The organism is Mycobacterium sp. 852002-30065_SCH5024008 (assembly GCF_001665645.1).
In the GTDB taxonomy this organism is placed as follows: domain Bacteria; phylum Actinomycetota; class Actinomycetes; order Mycobacteriales; family Mycobacteriaceae; genus Mycobacterium; species Mycobacterium paraffinicum.
Window position 1 is genome coordinate 40,036 of sequence record NZ_LZSZ01000170.1, and the last position, 21,591, is coordinate 61,626.

A 21,591-nucleotide genomic window follows, 5' to 3' on the forward strand; every position below is an offset into this window, starting at 1 on the left:
CTCGGTGACATCGATCGATGGAGGGCCGGTGAAGGAACGGTTGCACTGGTTGGCGATGCACGGCTTCATCCGTGGCGTCGCGACGCTCGGGGTCCGGCGCGGTGACCTGCACGCCAGGCTGATCGCCGACCCCGGGGTGGCCGCCGATCCGGTGCCGTTCTACGACGAACTTCGGGCCGCGGGGCCGCTGCTCAAGGGTCGTGTCAGTTATCTCACGGCCGACCATGCGCTCGCGCACGAGCTGCTGCGTTCCGACGACTTCCGCGTGCTGGTGTTCGGGGCGAATCTGCCCGGGCCGCTGCGCTGGCTGGAACGCCGCAACCGCGACGATCTGCTGCATCCGCTTCGCGCACCGTCGCTGCTCGCCGTCGAGCCGCCAGACCACACCCGCTACCGCAAGACGGTGTCCGCGGTCTTCACTCCCCGCGCGGTCGCCGCGCTGCGCGCTCGCGTGGAGCGGACCGCCGCTGACCTGTTGGATCAGCTGGCCGCCGAGTCCGGTGCCTCGCAGGTCGTCGACATCGTGGGCCGGTATTGCTCGCAACTGCCGGTCGCGATCATCAGCGACATCCTCGGCGTCCCAGAGCGTGACCGGCCGCGCGTCCTGGAGTTCGGAGAGCTCGCCGCACCGAGCCTGGACATCGGATTGACCTGGCGGCAATACCGCAGCGTGCAGCGAGGGCTCGCCGGCTTCAGCTCCTGGCTGGGCGAGCATCTCAGTCAGTTGCGGCGCACCCCGAGCGACAACCTGATGAGCCAGCTGATTCAGATAGCCGAAAGCGGGTCCGCCGAAACATATCTGGACGAGAACGAGCTACAAGCGATCGCCGGGCTGGTATTGGCGGCCGGGTTCGAGACGACGGTCAACCTGCTGGGCAACGGGATCCGTATGCTCCTGGACGCTCCCGACCGCCTGGACACCCTGCGCGAACGACCGGAGCTGTGGCCCAACGCCGTTGAGGAGATACTGCGGCTGGAGTCGCCGGTACAGCTGACCGCGCGGATGGCGCAAGGCGACGTTGAGCTGGCCGGGAAGCGGCTCCAGCGTGGCGACTTGGTGCTCGTCTATCTGGCCGCCGCCAACCGCGACCCGTCCGTCTTCGACGAGCCGCACCGCTTCGACATCGAACGGCCTAACGCGGGAAGGCATCTCGCGTTCTCCGGGGGCCGGCACTTCTGCCTGGGCGCCGCGCTGGCGCGTGCCGAGGGCGAAGTCGGGCTGCGTACGTTCTTCGATCGCTTCCCCGAGGTGCGGGCGGCGGGCGTCGGAAGCAGGCGCGACACGCGGGTGCTGCGGGGCTGGTCGTCGCTGCCGGTCGCGCTGGGGCCGGCACGGTCGATGGCTCGCGTCGACGGCTAGCGCGGCGTGCCGGGGGATCCCCGCGCTGTTGACACCGGTTCGGCAACCGAGTTTATTTGCGCTATGACAGACGTTTCTATGATCTCGGTCGAGGATGTCGTCCTCGGGCTATGGCAGGCGCTCTCGCGGCGGGACTGGGAGGCGGTCAAGACGTTTTTGTCCGATGACTGCCTCTACGTCGACATGCCGGTTCCGGCGCTGTCGGCGCGCGGACCGGAAGACATCGTCAAGCGGCTCAAGATGGGTCTCGAGCCGCTGGCGGGCTACGAGAACCACGACGGCGTGCTGCTGTCCAACGGTGCCGACGTGATGTACGAGCACTCCGAGACATGGACGTTCACGACGGGTGAGCGAGGCGTGCTGAGATTCGTGACCGTCCATAAGGTCGAGGGCGGCAAGGTCACCGTCTGGAAGGACTATTGGGACATGAACAGCCTGGTCAGCTTCGCTCCCCCGAACCACTTCGAAAACCTCGCGACGGCCGACACCAGCTGGGTCTTCGACGCGACTAGCTTGGTCTAGCAGACTCGTCCTCGTCCCGGATTTAGACGCGTAATCGTTGCCCACAGCGTTATATGCCATGTGACGGAATCTTTGCTGGATCCCGCTGCGTCAGTCCCCTGCTGGCAGTTGGACCTCCGCTGGAAACCGATCCCCTCGCACTATCAGTACCTACCTGTCGGGATTAACTCGTTTCTCTCCTGGTGTGAGCGCACAAGCACTCCCCAGAACTGACCGAGCGCAATGTTCAGGGCTAGGTAGCCAGACTGAGAAACGCTTCAGCGCACCCAACCACGTTGTCGCCGTGGCAGGTTGGGCAACCGCGTTCGAGTATGTCGGTCACGGCGGAGAGGGCGAGATCTCCTCCGATCCGCTTGCTGGGTGGTCGCCGGGTCCGTCTGGCCAATGAGGCCCTCCAACGCCGAGCGGTCACGCTCGCGATGCTGCGGGATGACGGTACTCGAGACGGTAACTGCGGCGCCGAAATCGGAGATTTCGGGTGCGGTCGTCTGGCGACTTCAGGGCGGGCGCCTCAACCGACGCTGGTTGCACTCGATCCCGCGATGCTTGCTAAGAGGATAGGAAACTCTATCCCTAGAGGCACCCCAATCTGGCTTCCCGGTCATTCCGGAAGCAGTGCTTTGTCCATCACCATTTCCTTCATGAATTCGTCATGAATCAGGCAACGACAACGCACATGACCGAAACGAAGTCAACGAGGAGAATGCCATGACCGCCCGTAACATCCACCCGTCGACCGCCGTCGACCAGCAGAACCCTCTCCGGTCGGCGCTCTCCAGGAGCTTCCGCGTCGCCGTCATCGTGACCGTGACTCTGGGCACCTTGGCTGGGACCGGGCTGGTCCTGTCGCTGTTGAAAGCGCTCGCGACGAGCAGGTACGGCGTCTACTTCGGGGTCTAGCCCGAAGTGAGCTCGGCATCTTGAGGAGGTTCCATGTTGAAGTCGGATATCGCGGTTGTGCTCGCCCTGGGCGCCGCGCTGGCATCCGCGATCGGCGCGGTGAGCCGTCAACAGTCGGCGCATGAGGTCACCGACGAACCAGTCGGCCACTGGGAGTTGTTCCGCATGTCGTTGCGCGACGCCCGGTGGTGGCTTGGCGGCGGGGGGGCCGTTGCCAACTACAGCCTGCAAGCCGCCGCGCTGGGGGTCGGGTCGGTGATGTTGGTGACGGCGCTGCAGGTGACGGCGCTGCTATTCGCCCTGCCGGTCTATGCGCGGCTGACCCATCAGCGGGTTACCCGCCGGCAGTGGATGTGGGCGACGGTGCTCGCCGTCGCATTGGCGGTGGTCGTCACGGTTGGCGACCCGAAGGCCGGGCAGTCGCAGGGGTCGCTGACGACCTGGGCTGTGGTGGCCCTGGTGTTGGGTCCGCTACTGGTTTTCTGTGTCCTGGGTGCGCGTATTTGGCCCGGTCCGCGTGCGGCTGTACTGCTGGCGATGGTTGCCGGTTCGTCGCTGGCCCTGTTCGCGGTGCTAACGAAAGCCGTCGTCGCGGCGGCCGGACATGGTTTCGGGGCGCTGCTGTGCGCGCCGAAATTCTATGTCTGGATACTGGCGGCGTTGGGAGGGATGATCTTTCAGCAGTCATCGTTTCGCGCTGGTGCGCTGACCGCCTCAATGCCGACGGTGACCGTGGCCAAGCCAGCGGTGGCATCGGTTCTGGGCATCGTGGTGCTCGGCGAGACCCTCAACGCCGATGGCGTGGGCATGATCGTCCTGGCGTCGGCGGCGATAGTGGTGATTGTCGCGATAGTGGCTCTAGCCCGCGGCGAGGCCCATACGGCGGCGCTCAGTAGCGAGCAAAACGGGGAAACCTCTGATCAAGCTACGGTGCCCGAGACACTAACCCGGCCGCGCGTAACGTTTGGGTCCGCGGTGCCATCGACACCTATTCTTGGCGAGCGCAGCTGTCGTGCCGCATGAGTCACCCTGGTCTTCGACGCCACAACCTTGGTCCGAGCACTGTGCTCGGGCGTCGGGAAACATTTTGGGCTGCAACGGATTCGGCGACATCGGCGCTTACGTCGCTTGGATGGTCACCCCTCGTATGTCGACCATCACAGCGCCTTGCTCAGCGCCGACGTCGCCAACCGCTATAAGTACTGTTGGACGCCGCCGTGGCCGTGGCAGGTGCCGCTGGCATGCGGGTGTTCGCTGAACGACCAGCTTCCATCCGCACATTGCGCGGTGGCGCCCTGCGGCTGCGAGCCGCCGTGTTGGGGATACGGGACGCAGTCGCCGGAACTGGCTGTGTAGCACTCGGGCGACGAGTAGGCCGGGGCGGCGAAACCACCGGCGGCGGCGGCGATGACCGCGGCGACAAGAGTTGCTCGGAGCAACATGCTCCCAAACCCCTTTCTTGTTCGAAGTTTGGTGACGTTGCCCGATTCGTCGATCGGAGCGTAAGCCGCGCGGCGGTTGATCACACCGGAAATTGGAAATATTGGCTACGACTCGGCCAGCGTCTTGAGGCGCTTCAGGGTCCCGGCGAGCGTGCGTCCCACCTGGCGCACGGCGATCCGGTCCGCGATGTACCCGAGCAGCCCGCCGGGTGCCTGATACGACAGGCGGAACGTCACCTTCGTACGGCCGTCGCGCGCGTCGCGCAGCCGGATCCGCCCGCGCAGGGTGATGCCGGTGAGGCCCACGAAGGCCAGGTCGCGGTCGTCGTCGAACTCGACCACTTCGATGAGTCCCCCGACCGGGACGGAGCCGATCTTCCAGTGGACGGTGTAGCGCGCACCGACGCCGGCGGGTTTGTCGTTCGAAGCCTCCCAGCGCTCCAGGTTCGTCATGAACGACGGGTAGCAGTCCGGGTCGCTGACGATCTTCCAGACCGCGGAACGGTCGGCGTTGATGACGCAGCGGCGTTCGACGCGCATCAGCCGATCACCGGGAATCGCCGCTCGGCGGCCAGCCGGTCAACGCCGCCCTGCAGGCTGGCCATCACCTTGTCGTGCACCGCCTGGTCGTCGCCATCGACCTCGATCGGGTGTTGGACCTCGATCACGATCTTGGTGGGCAACGGGATATGGCCCGCCAGGTCGCTGACGTTGAGACCCCAGGGCAGCGCCAGCGATATCGGGATGCTTTTGAGCCGGAGCAACTTGTCCGCCATCAGCAGCTTGGCCAACCACTGCCCGCGGTTGAGGAACAACGCGCTTTCCTGCCCGCCGACGCTGGCGACGGGCACGATCGGCACCCCGGCCTCGCGAGCGAGCTTGACGTAGCCCATGCGCCCGCCGAAGTCGACCTTGTGGCGTTCCCACGAAGGCCGGAACACCTCGTAGTCGCCGCCGGGATAGACCAGCAGCGCGGCGCCGGAATCCAGTGCGAGACGCGCGTTTTCGGGGTTGGCGGCAACGGTGCCGAATTTGCGCAGCCAGCCCAGTGGCGGTGCGGACACCACGAGGTTGTGGGCCAACTGGTAGAAGGGCCGCTCGACGCCGAAGTACGAGCAGAAGGCCAGTGTGAAGACGAACGTGTCGGGCGGCACGTTACCGCCGCTGTGATTGCCGACCAGCAGCACCGGCCCCTCGGCCGGAATGCGATCCAGGCCCCGCACGTCCGCCCGGAAATAGAACGACGCGAGCAGCCAGGTGCCCGGGAGCTGGTCGCGGATGTAGTCCGGGTCGCGCTGGTCGAGGTCTGCCTTGGGTACCCACGACACGACCTTGTCGCGGGCCCACTCCAAGACGCCCTTCGCGGTCGCCATGATCGGCCGTATACCCCGGCTTCACCGGGAGTCAAACGCGGTAGAGACCTGCGGCGTTGTGGTGAGCGATCAGGTCGACCACCCGGATGGCGTCGCTCTCGCTCCAGTCGTCGTTGACCACGAAGTCCCGCAATACGCGATGAATGCCGGTGCGCCACAGGGCCGCGCCGAGGAAGTGCAGTTCCGCGGGGCCGAACCCGTCCGAGGAGTAGAGGATCTTGCGGAAGGGGGCCAGCTCCAGCAGCCGGGCGATGAAGGCCACCGACCGCGCGCCCAGCTGGTTCACGCTCAGCCCACCGTCGAGGTAGACGTTGTTGAAGGCCTGTGCCAGATATCCCGCCTCGCGCTCGTAGGGGTAGCAGTGCAGCAGGACGATCGGGGTGTCCCCGGACTGCCGCAGGAAGTCGAGCAACAGCAGCGGGTTGGTCTTGTGCAGATCGCAGTCGCGGTCGCCGAGGCCGACATGGAATTGCAGGGGTTTGCCCAGCCGCAGCGCCTGATGCAACCCGAAACGCAGCAGCACCCGATCCTGTAACCGGGTGCCGCCGCGGTCGCGCCACCGGGCGGCCGCCTCGGCGACCTGCGACGGCGACGGCTCGGTCAGGTCGCCGTCGAACCCGCCCCGGTAGGCCAGGATCGACTTCGTGCCGACCGCCGTCGCCGCGCGCCGCCGCAAAATGTCCTCGAAGGCCGCCGCATAGTCTCCCGGCGCCTGCGCGGCCTGTTCGGCGATCTGCTCGAGGCGAATCACCTCGTAAGCGCGGCCGCCGGACAGTTCGGCCATGCCGGCCGGGCCGGCGGTGCCGGCGTCAATCCCGGTGTCCACCAACCAGTCGCTCACTCCCGCGGCCGGCAGGAACATCCGGGCCAACTCGGCCTCGCTGAACTGGCCACGATGCTCCCAATACGATTGTGGGTCAACGTGTTTGGCCAGCCCTAGGATTGGACCGCAGTGCGCGCGCACGGCGAAGCCGAGTTGTGAGTCGAACCCCGGCCCCACGATGGGTTCGGTGTTGGCCTCGTTGAGCGCGTTCTCGAACCGTTGCCGATCCCCCGCCGTCAACCAGCAACCGTGGACGTGTTGATCGATCAGCCTCACTTCACCGATGTGCAGCGCCAGGGCGTCGGACGTCATCGCGTGCCCCGTCACAGGCTCCAGGCCATCCGGAATTTGTCCGCCAGTTCCTCGGTGTCGAGGTCGCCGTACCGCTCGTGTTCCAGGCGGCGTACGGCGACCACCATGTCGACCGCCGGATCGCCGAGAATGTCTCGCAGCAGCACTGAATTATCCAGTGCCGCAATCACTTCGGTCTGCCCCCTGGCGAGGCTGACGACATCGTCGCGCTCGCGGTCGGAATCGGACAGGGTCGCCGGGTCGATCGTGATCTCCGGTGGCAACGCCGCCTGACGTTTGATTCCATCGAGCGCCAGCCCCAGGATCGCCGCCGACGCCAGGTACGGGTTGGCGGAGGGGTCGACGATCTTGACTTCGACGTTCCCGCCGCGCGGGTTGCCGGGCCCGCCCGTGATGAACCGCACCGCCGCCTCGCGGTTCTCGGTCCCCCAGCACGCGTACGCGCCGGCCCAGTTGCCGGGGTGCATCCGCAAGCCGGACACGATCGACCCGCACAACAAGCCCTGCGCCGCCGGCAGTCCGCCGACCAGCCCCGCCACCGCGCTCTCCCCCGCTGGCGTCATGCCGTGGGCGCCGGCGCCGTCGGAGAACAGCGGGCCATCCGGCGCTGTCAGCGAGAAATGTTGGTGGGCACCGGAACCCACGCCGCCCGCGAAGGGCGCGGGTGAGAGGCTGATGCGAACCCCGTGGCGGCGGGCCACCCGCCCGACGACGAGCCGCAACAGCACCAGTTGGTCGGCGGCGGCCACCGGGGATTGTGGCGCCAGGGAGAGTTCGAACTGGTTGGCGCCGTACTCGGGGTGAAACTGCTCGATCGCGATGCCAGCCGCCCCCGCCGACCGGGTGACGTCCCGGACAAACGCTTCGTGCTCGAGGATGCCGGCGAGGCCGTACTGCGCCCACAACGTCGACGGGAGGCGGCCGCCGTCGGGCGCGACCAAGAGGAATTCCACCTCGTGCCCGATCACCGCCTCGATCCCGGCTTCGGTGAGCGCGGCTTCGACCCGGCCCAGCGTGCCGCGTGCGCAGGCGGGAACGGGCGTGCCGTCTTGCTCGAGAAACGCGGCGGGTGCCCACGCCAGCCCGTCGCCGACGATGCGCAGGGCCGACACGTCGATGCGCAGGCGCTGGTCCCCGATGACGCCGACATCGGGCGTGAAGGCGATGCCGCTCTGGTCGATCGCGAAGGCGTGCCACGAGGGGCTGGCGCCGAGACCTGGATCCGCGAACGCGTTGGTCCGACGGATCGGAACCGTCTTGGCCAGGGTGAGCCCGGCGGGATTCACGACGGTGCCGATGACGGTGTCGACGCCCTCGGCCTCGAGCTGGGCGATCCCCGCGGCCGCAAGCGGTGTGCCGGTCATGGCAGTCATTGTGCAGCCTCGAGCCGCCCTGGCTGACGAATTCAGTTCTGGCGGGCGACCAGCTCGGTGACGAACCGATCGAGGAAGCCGTCGATGGAAGTGCCGCCCGCCGGCCGGATGACGAATTTCGTCAAACCCGCATCGATGTAGGCGTCGAGTTGGCGGTGCAGGCGATCCCATCCGGCGGCGATCAGCTCGGCGGGGTCAACGTCGGGACGACGCTTCCGGGCCGCCGCGGCCAGCTCCGAGGCCAGGTCGCCCTCTGCCACGGCCAATGAGATCCCGAAATGGTCGGGGTCTATCTGCCGGCCCGCTTGCGCCGCGGCGCATTCGATCGCCTCACGGCCGGCCCGGGCCTCTTCGGGGGTCAGGAAACTGCCCAGCCAGCCGTCGCCGAGCGCGCCGATCCGCCGAAAGGCCCCCGGCGCCGAACCGGCCAACCAGATATCCAGCGGCGGGTTCGGCCTCGGCATGACGGAAGCCTCGTTGACCGTGAAATATCGGCCGGTGTAGCTGGCCGAATCCTCGGCCAGCGCCGAGCGCAGCACCCGCAGCGACTCATCGAACACCGCGGCCCGCTCTCCGTCGGGGACCACGAACACCTCGCGTTCGGCCGGAATCGCCGACCGCAGACCGAAGACGGGAAGGACCCGCTTCGGCGCGACGGCCGCCAACGACGCCAGTTGTTTGGCGACCAGTACCGGATGCCGCCCGGGAAGCACAGCCACCGAGGTGCCGACCTTCAACCGGGTCGTCCGGGCGAGGGCGTAGGCCATGCCGACCACCGGATCGACCGCCGGGGAGTAGACCAGCTCCGAGAACCACAGCGAATCCACCCCGCTGGACTCCAGCCGATCCACGATGGGGGCCAACCGATCCGGGGCGGTATCCGCACCCAGGCCGACGCCGAAGCGAATCTTCACCCGTGGAGCAACACCGTGGTGCCCCGGTTTGTGCCCACGGGAGCGGCTATGCCCGGCTGGGAATGGTCAGCTTGCAGGCTTGGCCGATATCGAGGGTCCGCAACACTCGACCCATGCCGACCCATAGCGCGCACGACAGGGCCAAGTCGGCCAGCAGCTCGTCGGAGAAGTGCTCGGAGCAACGGCTCCAGAAGTCCTCGTCGTCGCGCAGGGCGGTGTGATCGCTGGCGAATCGGTCCGCGAACTCGGCGGCCAGCCGCTCCTGCTCGCTGTAGCCGGGCCAGGTGCGCCACTCCCGGGCGTGGTCATACAACTCTTCATCGACTCCGGCGGCGGGCCCGTCCTCGTCGCGGGTGTTGACGCAGACGACGCATTCGTTGCGGTGGGCGATCACCGCGCGGGCCAGTTCGCGGGTGCGCAGCGGCAGCCGGTTCTTGGTGTAGACCGCGTTGCTGAAACCGCCAAGCGCGCCGCCGATGTCCGGGGATTTCACAAACCAGCCGGCCAGGTCGTCGTCGGCAAATGTTCCGATTCGGCTCATGGCGTGATGGTACGCCCGGAGCGCCCGTTTCAGGGTGCGGGCACCGGGATCTTCGTGGTGGGACGGTCGTCGTTCCAGTCCCGTTGCGCGAGAACGCGGCCCGCGACTCGATTCAGCGCCGCTTCGACCACGCGACGATCCGGTCTTCCGTCGAATCCCGGTGACCGGGCGAGCTTGTCGACCAGCCAGCCCACCAGCAGCGTGTGCACGTATTCCACCTGCTGGGCCCCCGCGGGGGTCAGCCACATCTGGTCGCCGTCGCCCCGGGCGTATCCGGTCGCGATCAGGCGCGAAAACGTGGGCTCCAAGACCTCGAACGGTATCCGTAGGTAGTCGGCGATGTCGGTGAGCCGGGCCGTGCCATACATCTCCCCGTAGCGGTTGATGCGCAGGACACCCCACAAGCCGGCCACGTCGAGTCGGCAGTCGGGTCGCATGGCGATGCTGCGCAATCGCATGCCGGGCACGCCGCGCAGCATGCGTTCGACCGCGCCCTCCAGCATCTGATCCGGTGTCTCGGTGTTCGGCATGCCGAATGCATCGCCGAGATCGATTGTGCTGTCATGCATTTCCCGCAACGGAACCTCCCGCAGGAACAACGCCAGGGCGAAACCCGCCAGCGCGACCGGAACCGCCCAGAGGAACACGTGGGTGAGCGACTCGGCGTAGGCGGCGACGATCGGAGCGGCCGCCTGGCGGGGCAACCGGTGCAACGCCTCCGGCGACGCGGCGGCCGCGGCTGGCGCGCGGCTGGCCACCATTGCCGGGCCGATCCTGCTGTGCAGGAAGTTCGTGAACAGCGAACCGAAGATGGCTGCGCCGAACGAGCTGCCGATCGTGCGGAAGAAGGTGACGCCGGAGGTCGCGACGCCGAGGTCTTCGAAGCCCACGGTGTTCTGCACGATCAGGACAAGGGTCTGCATGCACATGCCGATCCCGGCGCCGAGGATGACAAGGAACAGCGATTGAACCAAAACCGATGTCGACGGGTCCATCCGCGACATCAGAAAGAACGCCACCGCCATGACGGCGGTGCCGGCGACGGGAAAGACTTTGTATCTGCCCGTGCGGCCGACGATGACACCACTGCCCATCGAGGTGGTCAGCATCCCGATCACCATCGGCAACGTGCGCAGGCCCGACGTGGTGGCCGAGACGCCGTCGACGAACTGCATGTACGTCGGCAAGAACGTCAGGGCGCCCAGCATCGCGAAACCGACCACGAAGGACAGGACGCAGCACACCGTGAACACCGGACTGCCGAACAGCCGGGTCGGCAAGATCGGCGCGGCGGCCCGGCTTTCCACCCAGGCGAAGACGCACAACGCGATCACCGAGCCGACGAACAGGCCGATGATCATGGGCGATCCCCACGGGTAGGTGGTCCCGCCCCAGCTGGTGGCCAGTGTCAGCCCCGAGGCGCCCAGGCCGACGAGCAGGATGCCGGTGTAGTCGATGACCGGTTTGGTGCGGTCGGACAGCGCCGGGATGGCGGCAGCCGCCACGAAGAAGACCACGACCGAGATCGGCACGTTGATCCAGAACGCCCAGCGCCAGGTGAAATGGTCGGTGAAGTAGCCGCCGAGCAAGGGACCGATCACGGTGGTGACGCCGAATACTGCACCCATCGCACCCTGGTAGCGGCCGCGATCCCGCAGTGGGATCACCTCGCCGATCAGCGCCATGGCGGTCACCATGAGCCCGCCGCCGCCGATGCCCTGCAGCGCACGCGACGCGACCAGCATGCCCATCGAGCTCGAAAGCCCACACAGCACCGATCCGGCGACGAAGAACACAACGGCCGCCTGGAACACCCGCTTGCGGCCGAAGAGGTCACCGAACTTGCCGACGAGGGCGGTGATGATGGTCGAGGCGAGCAGGTAGCTGGTGACCACCCACGATTGATGGCCTGCGCCACCAAGATTGGCGACGATGGTTGGCAACGCGGTCGCCACGATCGTCTGGTCCAGCGCGGCCATCAGCATGCCGAGCAGGATCGCCACGAAGATGAAATTGCGTCGCTGCGGGTCGACCAGCGCGCCGCTGGGCGCGGCGTCCGTCGATGAACCGCCGCGAATTGCTGTCGGGCTCGTCATGCCTGCCTTCCGTCGGCAACCGTTGCTCAGGGATGCCCACGGTTAACCAAAGGCAATCTAACCGCGGCAGCGAAGTGGTCCCGGGGTTTGGTCCACCTCCTCTAGCCAGTGGAATCAACACGGGCGCTGGCCTCTTGCCCGAGGCCGAAGACCTGCACAGCGGCTGACTTCCCTTTCAGGGCGTGCGATCCGCGATCGATTAGTGCGGGTGGTCGAGAACCCATGGCATTGACGGACTGCTCGGTGAGAAGGATGGCGTCGCCGGTGGTCTTGGTGAGCTGCTCCACGCGGGCAGCGACGTTGACGGTGTCACCGATCAGGGTGAACTCGAGCTTGCCTCCGCCGCCGATGGTGCCGGCGATCACCACGCCGGTGTTGATGCCGATGCCGATTCGAAGTGTGCCGCCGAATCTTTCGGCGACACCGCGGTGAATCAGCGCCGCGGCGCTCACCGCGGCGTCGGCATGATTCGCGAGATCGTTCGGCGCACCGAAGACCGCCAGTGCGCCGTCGCCAAGGAACTTGTTGACGTGCCCGCCGGCGGCCACGACGGCAGGCACCACGATCTCGAACAGGGCATTGAGGCGGGCCACCGTGTCTTCGGCGGTATTCGCCTCGGCGAACGGCGTGAAGTCGCGGATGTCGACGAACATCACGGTCACCTGGCGCCGGTCTCCGGTGAACACATCGTCACCCTGCTCCAGCAGGCGCGCCGCCAGCGCTGGGTCGACATAAGTGCCGAAGGCCGCGTGGAGTCGTTGCCGCTCAGCCAAACCGGCCTGCATCCGGTTGAACGATGCCGACAACGCGCCAAGATCGTCGTCCTGGACCACCGGCAGGCGCTGGCTGTAGTCACCGGCCGCAACACGTTCGGTTCCTTCGGCAAGATCGCGAAGGGGTTGGAGCGACGGTGAGAATGAGGCGCCGACAGTGATCGGCACCGCGAAGAAAAGCACTAACCCACAGGCGATTACGACCACCAGCACGGGAACCTCCCGAACTCGGTCGATCGCGACCGCAAACATCGCGCCCGCGACAGCGAAGATGAACGCGGCCGCAAGCACGGTCAGGTTTGACCACGCGGCGAAAGTCGGGCGAGACCGGGGCAGGATCTCACCCATTCCTGTGTCGCCGGCGAGAGCGACCCTGGCGGGCCGCAGCGCCCCTTCCGGGTAGCTGTGCACGGCGATCAGCACCACCGAAATTCCTGTGGCGGCGCCCAGGATGCCGTACTGGACCAATCGTGACCCGGTTCCCCCGGCGATCGCACCCACCAGCAGGAACAGCACCGCGATGAAAGCAGCGTTGGCCGCCACCCCTCGCGGCCCGGCCGTCCGGCTCCAGGCGTAGGTGGCCTCCAGCGCCCTCGCCCGATCGACCTCACGCCCGGCTGCCCATCGCTCCACCAGACGGGTCGCGCCCAGTCCGGGAAGATTGGTCACGTACATCATCACCGGCACGATGCCAACGGTCAGCGCTGCCGCCTCGAGGTAGCGATCAGATTTTTCGAAGGCGACGATGAGAAGCGCAAAGAAGAGGTAGACCGGCAGCAACTCCGCGAGGCTGACCGCATAGATCGCCCACGAGTACCGCGTCCGGCATCGATCCCACGCCCACTGCCAGATTCGGTCCATGCCGGGAGACTAATCCGCTGGCCACCTTGCCATCCGGGTTTGAACGCGCAGCTATCTCGCGCCACCGTCTGCTCGGGTAGCCGCGCGGCAATCTCGTCCGAGCGGAATCGGGCGTCCGGCCGCTGGGCCTGAGCGGTGTTAGCTCGGCGGCCTCGAGACGCACTGCGCCGAGTAGAGCTCCACGCCGAGCTTGTCCATCAGCTCCAGCTGCGTCTCGAGGTAGTCGATGTGCTTTTCCTCGTCGGCCACGATCTCTTCCAGCAGATTGGCGCTCGTGCTGTCCTGCTTCTCGCGGCACATGATGATGCCGGGCTTGAGCCGGTCCATCACCTCGTACTCGATGGCCAGGTCGGCCTCGAACTGCTCGCGCAGCGTCTGGCCGATGCGCAGCGAGAACAGGCGCTGGTAGTTGGGCAGCCCGTCGAGCAGCAGGATGCGATCGGTGATCGCCTCGGCGTGCCGCATCTCGTCGAAGGACTCGGCCCGGGTGTGCTCGGCGAGCTCGGTGAATCCCCAGTTGTCCTGCATCTTGGAGTGCAGGAAATATTGGTTGATCGCGGTGAGCTCGCCGGTCAACTGCTCGTTGAGCAGGCGCAAAACATCCGGATCCCCTTGCATGATCACTCCCCTACGGTGACGTGAAACGGTGGTCATTTCATGGCTCCGGGCCGGGTGCGCGGGCTGACCGCACCGTGCCGGGCCGTACCCGCACTTTGCCACGACGGGTGGCAATCTTCCAGCAAGGTATGGCTGTGCTCAGTGTGTGTTGCTTGCGGCCCGCGTCGGGCACGTTGCTAGCGACTAAGGTTAGACTGCGCTAACGAACTTAGGTTAGACTCAACTAATAACAGTCTCGGTTCGGTACTACTTCTTCAAATCCCGATGACACGGGACCCCGAGAGGGAGGACGAAGTGCGCTCGCTTGGCCACGCCGTCGACGAAGGGAATGTCGCCAGCATGCAGGGGATGCGCTGATGTACGTGTGCCTGTGTGTCGGCGTCACCAACCACACGGTGTCCGAAGTGGTCGCGCGCGGTGCTTCCACCTCCAAAGAGGTCGCGGCCGCGTGCGGGGCCGGTGGCGACTGCGGGCGCTGCAAGAGGACCCTGCGGGCGATCATCGCCGCGTCGGCAAGTCTCGAGACCGCTCCGTCGCTTTAGCCCCGGGCTTTGTTGAAGTCCGCCAGGGCAGCCGCATTGGCCTGTGCGCCCATCAGCTCGGCGAAGTGGGCGTTTTCCCGCGCGATGGCCGCCGCGATCTCCGGACGCACCGGTTCCATCATCGTGTGCTTGACCGCCATCAGGCTCGAAATGGGCCTTCCAGCAAGGACTTCCGCGTGCCGGCGGGCTTCGGGCAACAGCTCCTCGGGATCGCAGACCCGCCAGACCAGGCCCATCCGCAACGCCTCGTCCGCATCGACCCACTCCGAGGACATCAACAGCCAGGCGGCGTTCTGCCGGCCCACCAGCTGTGGCAGCAGATACGACGAGGCCGCTTCCGGCGCCACCCCCAGGCTGGTGAACGGACACTTGAGGCGGGCCGTCGACGACATGAAGGCCAGATCGGCGTAGCCCAAGATGGTGGCGCCGATGCCCACGCCCACACCGTTGACCGCGCAGATGAGCGGCTTGGGGAACGTGCTGAGGGCGTCGATCAGTCCGACGAAACTGTGCTTGCCCGGAGTGAAATCCGGATCGGTGATGCGGGCCTGCATCTCGGCGAGGTCGGTACCGGCGCTGAAGCCGCGGCCCGCGCCGGTCAGCAGCACCACGGCCACCTCGGGGTCGTCGGCAGCGGCCAACAGCGCTTCGGCGGTCGCGTCGTACAGGGCTTCGTTGAATGCGTTCAGCGCCTCGGGCCGGTTCAGCGTGAGGGTGCGCACCCGCTTTTCGTCATTGATCTGCAGCGTCACGGCTGCAGCCTAACGACGTCAGCCGTTGCTGTAGACGCGGGTGGGCGCGATCAGCACGACGGCGCGGCGCTCCCGGGCCATCACGCGGTCGTACTCGTCCCAGTCGTCGTGGGTGCCGCCCGCGGCGGTGAAAACCTCACGCAGCAACAGCCGCAGCTGGTCGTCCGTAGTCAGCCATGGCCGCGTGTCCTCGGGGCCGGCGAGCTCGGCGCGGCCCTCGACGGTCGCCCACTGCCATCCCTTGCGGAAGGTGACCGCCAGCTGCGGTCGAGCCCGGAGGTTGGCCAATTTGACCTTGCCGTAGGTGGTGAAGCCCAGCACCTCCTCGCCGCTCTCCGGGTGCGGCAACAAACCGACGTTGACCAACGAAGCCTGCACCGTTCCGTCGGCCCGAACGGTGGACACCACCGCCAGGCCATTTTCCGCGGCGGCCAACGCCACGGCGTCGCGAAGAGTTGTCATAAGAGTTCCTCGATGAACGGTGTCTTGAAGACGTAGCGGCTGGTGGGGACGGTGTCGATGTTTTCGTTGGCGCCGAACGCCGTGGTGCTGGTGACCATTCGGCCCAGTCGGTCCTGCAGGTCGTTGTCGTCGGCGGCACCGAAGAACGCCTTGAGATCGGTGATCGCCTCCTGTGGGAACAACTCTTCGACGATGCCCGCGATTCCCGGTGCGTCCGGGGTTAGGGTGCGCACCACCCAGTTCTGGGTGTAGCCGAAGGTCGCCTGCGTCTCGATGGCCACGGAGGTGTGGTCGCGCTGCCACCGGGTCAGCCAGCTCTCCCGGTCCAGGCCGGCGGGCCGGCGCAGCAGCGCGATATTGGCCAATCCCGCTGTGCGAAAACCAGATTCGATTACCGGTGCTCTGAGCGGGACCGACTCGGTCACCAGATAGGCGGCGAGTTGTTCGCATTCGGCCTCGAGCAGGGCCAGCGCTGCGGACATCTGCTCGCCGTAGCACTGTTGGGTCCACATGCTCACCACCGCAGCGACCGGCGGATCCAGCGTCGTGAGAGTCATCAGCGACTGGCGCACGGCGTCGTCGCGGACGTTGACCGACAACCCCGGCAGACCCAATTCCAACAGGGCGCCGGCGACCGGGCCACGTTGGCGGGCGCACCACTCTTCGTCCGAATCGGAACGCATGAGGACGGCGATGACCTTTTCCATAGGCAGAACCTACCTGCGCCGGCCGCGCTATTTGACCAGCCGGACGGGATGTTCGTCGCTGATCAATCTGCCGATCATGTCCGCCAATTGCCGGTAGGACTCGTCACGGCCGCTCGACGAGCGGTACACCAAACCGATGCGCCGTCCGGGGCGGGGCGCGGCGAACCGCGCCAGGCCCAGGCGGGTTCTCGTCGCCTCGACCGGCACCGCACTCTGCGGGATCAGCGTCACCCCCAGGCCGCCGGTTACGCACTGCACCGCGGTGGCCAGCGACGCCGCCCGGGTATTGGCCAGCTCCGCTCGCACGCCCGCCTTGTGGCACACGTCCAGCGCCTGATCGCGCAGGCAGTGTCCCTCGTCGAGCAGCAACAGTGGCAGGTCGGCCAGTGCCGTCGCCGGAACCCGCCGCTTTCCCGACAGCGGATGTCCGGGCGGTAGGGCGAGGACGAAATCCTCGTCGTAGATCGGGATCGCGGTGACGCCGCGGGCGTCGGCGGGCAGGGCGATGAGCGCCGCATCGAGCGCACCCTCGCGCAATACCGTCATCAGCCGTTCGGTCTGGTCTTCGGTCACCCGCAACGTCATTCCGGGGAACTGCTCGGCCAGGCCGGCCAGCACGGTCGGCAAGACGTAGGGCGCGACCGTCGGGATCAGTCCCAGCCGCATCCCGCCCCGCAGCGGATCGGATGACCCCGCGGCGGCGGCGGTGAACGCGTCCACCGCCTCGATGACGGCCTGTGCGCGCGGCAGCAGCTCCGTGCCCTCCGTCGTCAGCAGGACACGCCGCGTCGAGCGCTCGATGAGCTGGGTGCCGAGCCCGGTCTCCAGCGCCGCGAGTGCCTGCGACAATGTGGACTGTCTGACCCCAAGAGTGGTTGCGGCGCTGCTGAATTGACGCTTCTCGGCGATCGCGGCGAACGCGCGGAGGCCAGCGATAGTCGGCTGATAAATCTTATCGGGCATACCGATAAGTGTAGTGGGAGATATCACCTTTACTTCAACCCGGGTGAACGGGCACCATGGGCAATGAATAAGCTAATCTTGAGTGAATCCAAATTAGGAGAGCCATGCCTTTGCTGACCATCGGCGACCAGTTTCCCGCCTACGAGCTCACCGCGTTGATCGCGGGCGATTTGTCCAAGGTCGACGCCAAGCAGCCCGAGGACTACTTCGCCACCGTCACCAACGAGGACCACGAAGGCAAGTGGCGCGTTGTGTTCTTTTGGCCCAAGGACTTCACCTTCGTGTGCCCGACCGAGATCGCCGCGTTCGGCAAGCTCAACGACGAGTTCGAGGACCGCGACGCGCAGGTCCTGGGCGTCTCGATCGACAGCGAATTCGTGCACTTCAACTGGCGCGCGCAGCACGAAGACCTGAAGAAGCTGCCCTTCCCCATGCTCTCGGATATCAAGCGTGAGCTGAGTTTGGCCACCGGCGTTCTCAACGCCGACGGCGTCGCCGACCGGGCGACCTTCCTGGTGGACCCCAACAACGAGATTCAATTCGTTTCGGTCACCGCCGGATCCGTGGGACGCAACGTCGAGGAAGTGCTGCGGGTCCTCGACGCCCTGCAGTCCGACGAGCTGTGCGCCTGCAACTGGCGCAAGGGTGACCCGACGCTGAATGCCGCCGAGCTGCTCAAGGCCTCGGCTTAGTCGCGTAGGGTCTGAACAGGGAGGCGAGATGAGCGTAGAAAACCTCAAGGAAGCGCTGCCCGAGTACGCCAAGGACCTCAAGCTCAACCTCGGCTCGATCACGCGCACGACCGAGCTCAACGAGGAGCAGCTGTGGGGCACCCTGCTGGCGAGCGCCGCGGCGACGCGAAACACTCAGGTAATCACCGAGATCGGTGCCGAGGCGGCCGACATCCTGTCCGCCGAGGCGTACAACGCGGCGCTGGGAGCCGCATCGATCATGGGCATGAACAACGTGTTCTATCGTGGCCGGGGCTTCCTCGACGGCAAGTACGACGACCTGCGTGCGGGATTGCGGATGAACATCATCGCCAATCCCGGCGTGGAGAAGGCGAACTTCGAGCTGTGGTCCTTCGCGGTGTCATCGATCAACGGATGCCCGGACTGCGTGGCCTCCCACGAACACACGCTGCGCGAGGCGGGAGTCACCCGGGAGACCATCCAGGAGGCGCTGAAGGCCGCGGCCATCATTTCCGGCGTGGCACAAGCGATTGTCGCCTCCCAGACGCTGGCCACCGTCGGCTGACGCAGTGACGGCACCAGCCTGGATAGCACACGCGATCTGGTGGCAGGTCTATCCGCTGGGGTTCGTCGGCGCCTTTCCTTCGTCGGAGCCGCCGCGGCCGGGAGAACACCGGCTGCGGCGGCTCGTCGACTGGTTCGACCACGCCATCGCACTGGGCGCGTCCGGCGTTGCGCTGGGCCCGATCTTCGCCTCGCGCACCCATGGTTACGACACCACCGACCACTACCGCATCGACCCCCGGCTCGGTGACGACGCCGATTTCGACCACCTCGTCGCCGAGGCCCGTCGCCGTGGCCTGCGCATCCTGCTCGACGGCGTGTTCAATCACGTCGGCGTGGATTTCCCCCGTTACCAGGAGGCGCCGAACGACGAGGCCGCAGCGCGCTGGTTTCGCGGGCGCCCGGGACGCTTTCACACGTTCGAGGGTCACGCGGAGCTGATCACGCTCAACCACGACAACCCCGAAGTGGTCGACTACACCGCGGACGTGATGGCGCACTGGCTGGAACGCGGCGCCGATGGCTGGCGACTCGACGCGGCTTACACGGTGCCGGAACGGTTTTGGGCCTCGACACTCCCCCGGGTGCGCGAGCGCTTCCCCGAGGCGTGGTTCGTCGGCGAGCTCATCCACGGCGACTACGCCGCCGTCGTGCGGGCTGCGACGTTCGACTCGGCCACCCAGTACGAGCTGTGGAAGGCGATCTGGAGCAGCCTCAACGACGGCAACTTCTTCGAGCTGGACTGGGCGCTGCAGCGGCATGGCGAGCTCCTGGCCAGCTTTGCCCCGCTCACTTTCATCGGCAACCACGACGTCACCCGCATCGCCAGCCGGCTCGACCGCCCCGAGCACGTGGCGCACGCGCTGGTGATCCTGTTGACCGTCGGCGGCGTGCCCAGCGTGTACGCGGGCGACGAACTGGGACTCCGCGGCGTCAAGGAGGAGCGCTACGGCGGGGACGACGCGGTGCGCCCCGAGTTCGGCTCTCCCCCAATGAAATTGGATGCGTTCGGCACCCAGATGTGGGCGCTGCACCAGTTCCTGGTCGGGCTGCGCCGTCGTCACCCGTGGCTGCACCGGGCCTCGACCACCGCGCTGCGGCTGGAAAACCGGCATTACCTGTACGAGACCCGCAGCGGCGACGACGCGCTGCTGGTCGCGCTCAACATCGACGACGAGCCGATGCGCGTGGGGCTGTCGGAACTGGGCACGTCCCACCGGCGGGTCATCGGCGGTTCGTCAGCCCCGCCGCAAGAGGTGGTGGACGCGCTGGTCGTGGAACCGCACGGGTGGCGGATCTTAAGCCCGGCCTAGGCGTTCCAGAGTCAGCTGGTCCTGCCGGCCGTCGTAGTACTTGTCGAGGACCGCGAGGAATTCCTCGTTGTCGTCCGCGGCGCGGGCGAACAGCGTCATCGACGACCGCAGCTTGAGGTCGTCGGGCGAGCCGAAGATGTCCGCGACCGATCGGCCCTGCACCGCGTCAACCAACCGGGCGCACTCACGCAACCGCGGGCCGAGCAGCTCATGGCCCAGGTAGGCACGCGCCTCCTCGAGCGAGGAGATGCCGTAATGCACCGCGGTCGGGCTGCCGCCCAGGCCGCATAACTGCGGGAAGACAAACCACATCCAGTGACTGCGTTTACGACCGGAGCGCAGCTCTTCGACCACGTTGCGGTACACCGGGGCCTGCGCGTCGACGAAGCGCTGGAGGTCGAAGGGGTCGCTCGCCGATTCCATGTGACTACGGTTGCACATATGGCGGTCAAACGACGAGTGCCCAAGGTGCGCGACCTCGCGCCGCTGATCCAGTTCAAGCGACCGCAATTCGACGCGACCAAGCGCCGCCTCGACGCCGCGCACACGATCGAAGATCTGCGCCGCATCGCCAAACGCCGCACGCCCAAGGCGGCGTTCGACTACACCGACGGCGCCGCCGAGGACGAGCTTTCCATCCAGCGAGCCCGGCAAGCGTTCCGCGACATCGAGTTTCACCCCACCATCCTGCGTGATGTCAGCAACGTCACCGCCGGCTGGAATGTGCTGGGCCAGCCGGTGGTCCTGCCACTCGGCATCGCGCCCACCGGCTTCACCCGACTGATGCACACCGAGGGCGAGATCGCCGGCGCCGCGGCGGCGGCCAAGGCAGGCATTCCGTTCTCGCTGTCCACGCTCGGCACCTGCGCGATCGAGGACCTGGTGACCGCTGTTCCCCAGGGCAGGAAGTGGTTTCAGCTCTACATGTGGCGCGACCGGGAACGCTCGATGGCGCTCGTCCAGCGCGCCGCCGATGCGGGGTTCGACACCCTGCTGGCCACTGTCGACGTCCCGGTCTCCGGCGCCCGGCTGCGCGACAACCGCAACGGGATGACGATCCCGCCGACGCTGACATTGCGCACCGTCCTGGATGCGGTGCCCCACCCGAAATGGTGGTTCGACCTGTTGACCACCGAGCCGCTGGCGTTCGCGTCGCTGGACCGCTGGCCGGGAACCGTCGCCGAGTATCTGAGCACCATGTTCGACCCCAGCCTCACCTTCGATGACCTGGAGTGGATCAAGGCCCAGTGGCCGGGCAAGTTGGTGGTCAAGGGCATCCAGACGCTCGACGACGCCCGCGCCGTCGTCGATCGCGGCGTCGACGGCATCGTGTTGTCGAATCACGGTGGGCGCCAACTGGATCGGGCCCCAGTGCCCTTCCACCTGCTGCCCTCGGTCTCGCGTGAGGTCGGCAAACACACCGAGATCCTGCTGGACACCGGCATCATGTCGGGCGCCGACATCGTGGCGGCGATCGCGCTGGGCGCGCGGTGCACGCTCGTCGGACGGGCCTACCTGTACGGGCTGATGGCCGGCGGCGAACCCGGCGTCGCCCGTGCGATCGAAATTCTTTCCCAAGGCGTGATCCGCACCATGCGTCTGTTAGGTGTCACCTGTCTCGAGGAGCTCTCGCCCAAACACGTCACGCAACTGCAACGCCTGGGGCCTGTCGAACCGCCCGCGTGACG

At 66.8% G+C, this 21,591-nt stretch carries 24 protein-coding genes; 9 read left to right on the forward strand and 15 right to left on the reverse strand.

Features of this window, described 5'->3' with window-relative positions; translation table 11 throughout:
* Positions 1–28 precede the first annotated feature (28 nt).
* The 4 genes from A5781_RS20790 to A5781_RS20805 all read left to right on the forward strand — a co-directional run bounded on the left by A5781_RS20790 (position 29) and on the right by A5781_RS20805 (position 3,805).
* The gene (locus A5781_RS20790; protein ID WP_067211087.1) at positions 29–1,360 is read left to right on the forward strand and encodes a cytochrome P450; all 1,332 of its coding nucleotides are present in this window, start codon (positions 29–31) and stop codon (positions 1,358–1,360) included.
* A 78-nt stretch (positions 1,361–1,438) separates the two neighbouring features.
* On the forward strand, positions 1,439–1,882 hold the full coding sequence (locus tag A5781_RS20795; protein WP_067211091.1) for a limonene-1,2-epoxide hydrolase family protein: 444 nt from the start codon (positions 1,439–1,441) through the stop codon (positions 1,880–1,882).
* A gap of 708 nt (positions 1,883–2,590) precedes the next feature.
* Positions 2,591–2,782 (forward strand): hypothetical protein, encoded by a 192-nt coding sequence (locus A5781_RS20800; protein ID WP_067211094.1) that lies wholly within the window; start codon positions 2,591–2,593, stop codon positions 2,780–2,782.
* 33 nt (positions 2,783–2,815) lie between these two features.
* On the forward strand, positions 2,816–3,805 hold the full coding sequence (locus A5781_RS20805; RefSeq protein WP_067211099.1) for a DMT family transporter: 990 nt from the start codon (positions 2,816–2,818) through the stop codon (positions 3,803–3,805).
* Between the two features lie 170 nt (positions 3,806–3,975).
* Here the strand turns inward: A5781_RS20805 and A5781_RS20810 are convergent, their stop codons facing one another.
* From A5781_RS20810 to bfr, 10 genes are all read right to left on the reverse strand, one after another.
* Positions 3,976–4,224, reverse strand: a complete 249-nt coding sequence (locus A5781_RS20810; protein ID WP_067211233.1) for a DUF3761 domain-containing protein — start codon at positions 4,222–4,224, stop codon at positions 3,976–3,978.
* Positions 4,225–4,329: 105 nt separating this feature from the next.
* Positions 4,330–4,764 (reverse strand): SRPBCC family protein, encoded by a 435-nt coding sequence (locus A5781_RS20815; RefSeq protein ID WP_067211103.1) that lies wholly within the window; start codon positions 4,762–4,764, stop codon positions 4,330–4,332.
* Entirely contained in the window at positions 4,764–5,597 is an 834-nt protein-coding gene (locus A5781_RS20820; protein ID WP_067211107.1) for a lysophospholipid acyltransferase family protein, read from the reverse strand. Before A5781_RS20820 ends, A5781_RS20815 begins: the two co-directional genes overlap by 1 nt.
* A 31-nt stretch (positions 5,598–5,628) precedes the next feature.
* The gene (locus A5781_RS20825; protein ID WP_067211236.1) at positions 5,629–6,732 is read right to left on the reverse strand and encodes an amidohydrolase family protein; all 1,104 of its coding nucleotides are present in this window, start codon (positions 6,730–6,732) and stop codon (positions 5,629–5,631) included.
* Between the two features lie 11 nt (positions 6,733–6,743).
* On the reverse strand, positions 6,744–8,096 hold the full coding sequence (locus A5781_RS20830) for a glutamine synthetase family protein (protein ID WP_067211110.1): 1,353 nt from the start codon (positions 8,094–8,096) through the stop codon (positions 6,744–6,746).
* A 41-nt stretch (positions 8,097–8,137) separates the two neighbouring features.
* The gene (locus A5781_RS20835; protein ID WP_067211113.1) at positions 8,138–9,019 is read right to left on the reverse strand and encodes a TIGR03854 family LLM class F420-dependent oxidoreductase; all 882 of its coding nucleotides are present in this window, start codon (positions 9,017–9,019) and stop codon (positions 8,138–8,140) included.
* Between the two features lie 46 nt (positions 9,020–9,065).
* Entirely contained in the window at positions 9,066–9,560 is a 495-nt protein-coding gene (locus tag A5781_RS20840) for a carboxymuconolactone decarboxylase family protein (protein ID WP_067211117.1), read from the reverse strand.
* A gap of 29 nt (positions 9,561–9,589) precedes the next feature.
* Positions 9,590–11,656 carry an MDR family MFS transporter gene (locus A5781_RS20845; RefSeq protein WP_067211120.1) on the reverse strand — a complete coding sequence of 689 codons (2,067 nt, stop codon included), beginning with the start codon at positions 11,654–11,656 and terminating at the stop codon, positions 9,590–9,592.
* Between the two features lie 101 nt (positions 11,657–11,757).
* Entirely contained in the window at positions 11,758–13,290 is a 1,533-nt protein-coding gene (locus A5781_RS20850; protein WP_067211123.1) for an adenylate/guanylate cyclase domain-containing protein, read from the reverse strand.
* A 138-nt stretch (positions 13,291–13,428) separates the two neighbouring features.
* Entirely contained in the window at positions 13,429–13,908 is a 480-nt protein-coding gene (gene bfr / locus A5781_RS20855) for a bacterioferritin (protein WP_066954691.1), read from the reverse strand.
* Between the two features lie 356 nt (positions 13,909–14,264).
* Between bfr and A5781_RS20860 the strand changes: the two genes are divergently transcribed.
* The gene (locus tag A5781_RS20860) at positions 14,265–14,450 is read left to right on the forward strand and encodes a bacterioferritin-associated ferredoxin (protein ID WP_067211126.1); all 186 of its coding nucleotides are present in this window, start codon (positions 14,265–14,267) and stop codon (positions 14,448–14,450) included.
* Here the strand turns inward: A5781_RS20860 and A5781_RS20865 are convergent.
* Genes A5781_RS20865 through A5781_RS20880 form a run of 4 tightly spaced genes read right to left on the reverse strand, consistent with a single transcriptional unit; the run spans position 14,447 to position 17,334 of the window.
* The gene (locus A5781_RS20865) at positions 14,447–15,202 is read right to left on the reverse strand and encodes an enoyl-CoA hydratase/isomerase family protein (RefSeq protein ID WP_067211129.1); all 756 of its coding nucleotides are present in this window, start codon (positions 15,200–15,202) and stop codon (positions 14,447–14,449) included. The genes A5781_RS20860 and A5781_RS20865 overlap by 4 nt on opposite strands.
* Positions 15,203–15,220: 18 nt before the next feature.
* Positions 15,221–15,664, reverse strand: coding sequence for a TIGR03618 family F420-dependent PPOX class oxidoreductase (locus A5781_RS20870; protein ID WP_067211133.1), 444 nt, complete (start codon positions 15,662–15,664; stop codon positions 15,221–15,223).
* On the reverse strand, positions 15,661–16,371 hold the full coding sequence (locus tag A5781_RS20875; protein ID WP_067211136.1) for an EthD domain-containing protein: 711 nt from the start codon (positions 16,369–16,371) through the stop codon (positions 15,661–15,663). The genes A5781_RS20870 and A5781_RS20875 overlap by 4 nt, the downstream gene beginning before the upstream one ends.
* Before the next feature lie 27 nt (positions 16,372–16,398).
* Complete coding sequence (locus tag A5781_RS20880; RefSeq protein ID WP_067211139.1) at positions 16,399–17,334, reverse strand: hydrogen peroxide-inducible genes activator; 936 nt, start codon at positions 17,332–17,334, stop codon at positions 16,399–16,401.
* Positions 17,335–17,438: 104 nt separating this feature from the next.
* Here A5781_RS20880 and A5781_RS20885 point away from each other — a divergent pair, with 104 nt between their 5' ends.
* Genes A5781_RS20885 through A5781_RS20895 form a run of 3 tightly spaced genes read left to right on the forward strand, consistent with a single transcriptional unit; the run spans position 17,439 to position 19,903 of the window.
* A complete protein-coding gene (locus A5781_RS20885; RefSeq protein WP_067211143.1) occupies positions 17,439–18,026 on the forward strand; it encodes a peroxiredoxin in 588 nt (195 codons plus the stop codon).
* A gap of 28 nt (positions 18,027–18,054) precedes the next feature.
* Complete coding sequence (locus tag A5781_RS20890; protein ID WP_067211146.1) at positions 18,055–18,591, forward strand: alkyl hydroperoxide reductase; 537 nt, start codon at positions 18,055–18,057, stop codon at positions 18,589–18,591.
* 4 nt (positions 18,592–18,595) lie between these two features.
* A complete protein-coding gene (locus A5781_RS20895; protein ID WP_067211149.1) occupies positions 18,596–19,903 on the forward strand; it encodes an alpha-amylase family protein in 1,308 nt (435 codons plus the stop codon).
* Here A5781_RS20895 and A5781_RS20900 read toward each other — a convergent pair.
* Complete coding sequence (locus tag A5781_RS20900; protein WP_067211152.1) at positions 19,889–20,326, reverse strand: DUF1810 domain-containing protein; 438 nt, start codon at positions 20,324–20,326, stop codon at positions 19,889–19,891. The genes A5781_RS20895 and A5781_RS20900 overlap by 15 nt on opposite strands.
* Before the next feature lie 18 nt (positions 20,327–20,344).
* On the opposite strand from A5781_RS20900, the gene A5781_RS20905 reads away from it, so the two are divergent.
* The gene (locus A5781_RS20905) at positions 20,345–21,589 is read left to right on the forward strand and encodes an alpha-hydroxy acid oxidase (RefSeq protein WP_067211156.1); all 1,245 of its coding nucleotides are present in this window, start codon (positions 20,345–20,347) and stop codon (positions 21,587–21,589) included.
* Positions 21,590–21,591 lie beyond the last annotated feature (2 nt).

Bases quoted from the DNA above. Each gene is read 5' to 3' on its own strand.
- A5781_RS20850 (WP_067211123.1), bottom strand. From the start codon at position 13,290: ATGGACCGAATCTGGCAGTGGGCGTGGGATCGATGCCGGACGCGGTAC.
- A5781_RS20810 (WP_067211233.1), bottom strand. From the start codon at position 4,224: ATGTTGCTCCGAGCAACTCTTGTCGCCGCGGTCATCGCCGCCGCCGCC.
- A5781_RS20905 (WP_067211156.1), top strand. From the start codon at position 20,345: ATGGCGGTCAAACGACGAGTGCCCAAGGTGCGCGACCTCGCGCCGCTG.
- A5781_RS20860 (WP_067211126.1), top strand. From the start codon at position 14,265: ATGTACGTGTGCCTGTGTGTCGGCGTCACCAACCACACGGTGTCCGAA.
- A5781_RS20820 (WP_067211107.1), bottom strand. From the start codon at position 5,597: ATGGCGACCGCGAAGGGCGTCTTGGAGTGGGCCCGCGACAAGGTCGTG.
- A5781_RS20825 (WP_067211236.1), bottom strand. From the start codon at position 6,732: ATGACGTCCGACGCCCTGGCGCTGCACATCGGTGAAGTGAGGCTGATC.
- A5781_RS20870 (WP_067211133.1), bottom strand. From the start codon at position 15,664: ATGACAACTCTTCGCGACGCCGTGGCGTTGGCCGCCGCGGAAAATGGC.
- bfr (WP_066954691.1), bottom strand. From the start codon at position 13,908: ATGCAAGGGGATCCGGATGTTTTGCGCCTGCTCAACGAGCAGTTGACC.
- A5781_RS20815 (WP_067211103.1), bottom strand. From the start codon at position 4,764: ATGCGCGTCGAACGCCGCTGCGTCATCAACGCCGACCGTTCCGCGGTC.
- A5781_RS20845 (WP_067211120.1), bottom strand. From the start codon at position 11,656: ATGACGAGCCCGACAGCAATTCGCGGCGGTTCATCGACGGACGCCGCG.
- A5781_RS20880 (WP_067211139.1), bottom strand. From the start codon at position 17,334: ATGCCCGATAAGATTTATCAGCCGACTATCGCTGGCCTCCGCGCGTTC.
- A5781_RS20830 (WP_067211110.1), bottom strand. From the start codon at position 8,096: ATGACCGGCACACCGCTTGCGGCCGCGGGGATCGCCCAGCTCGAGGCC.
- A5781_RS20900 (WP_067211152.1), bottom strand. From the start codon at position 20,326: ATGGAATCGGCGAGCGACCCCTTCGACCTCCAGCGCTTCGTCGACGCG.
- A5781_RS20840 (WP_067211117.1), bottom strand. From the start codon at position 9,560: ATGAGCCGAATCGGAACATTTGCCGACGACGACCTGGCCGGCTGGTTT.
- A5781_RS20795 (WP_067211091.1), top strand. From the start codon at position 1,439: ATGATCTCGGTCGAGGATGTCGTCCTCGGGCTATGGCAGGCGCTCTCG.
- A5781_RS20805 (WP_067211099.1), top strand. From the start codon at position 2,816: ATGTTGAAGTCGGATATCGCGGTTGTGCTCGCCCTGGGCGCCGCGCTG.
- A5781_RS20885 (WP_067211143.1), top strand. From the start codon at position 17,439: ATGCCTTTGCTGACCATCGGCGACCAGTTTCCCGCCTACGAGCTCACC.
- A5781_RS20890 (WP_067211146.1), top strand. From the start codon at position 18,055: ATGAGCGTAGAAAACCTCAAGGAAGCGCTGCCCGAGTACGCCAAGGAC.
- A5781_RS20800 (WP_067211094.1), top strand. From the start codon at position 2,591: ATGACCGCCCGTAACATCCACCCGTCGACCGCCGTCGACCAGCAGAAC.
- A5781_RS20875 (WP_067211136.1), bottom strand. From the start codon at position 16,371: ATGGAAAAGGTCATCGCCGTCCTCATGCGTTCCGATTCGGACGAAGAG.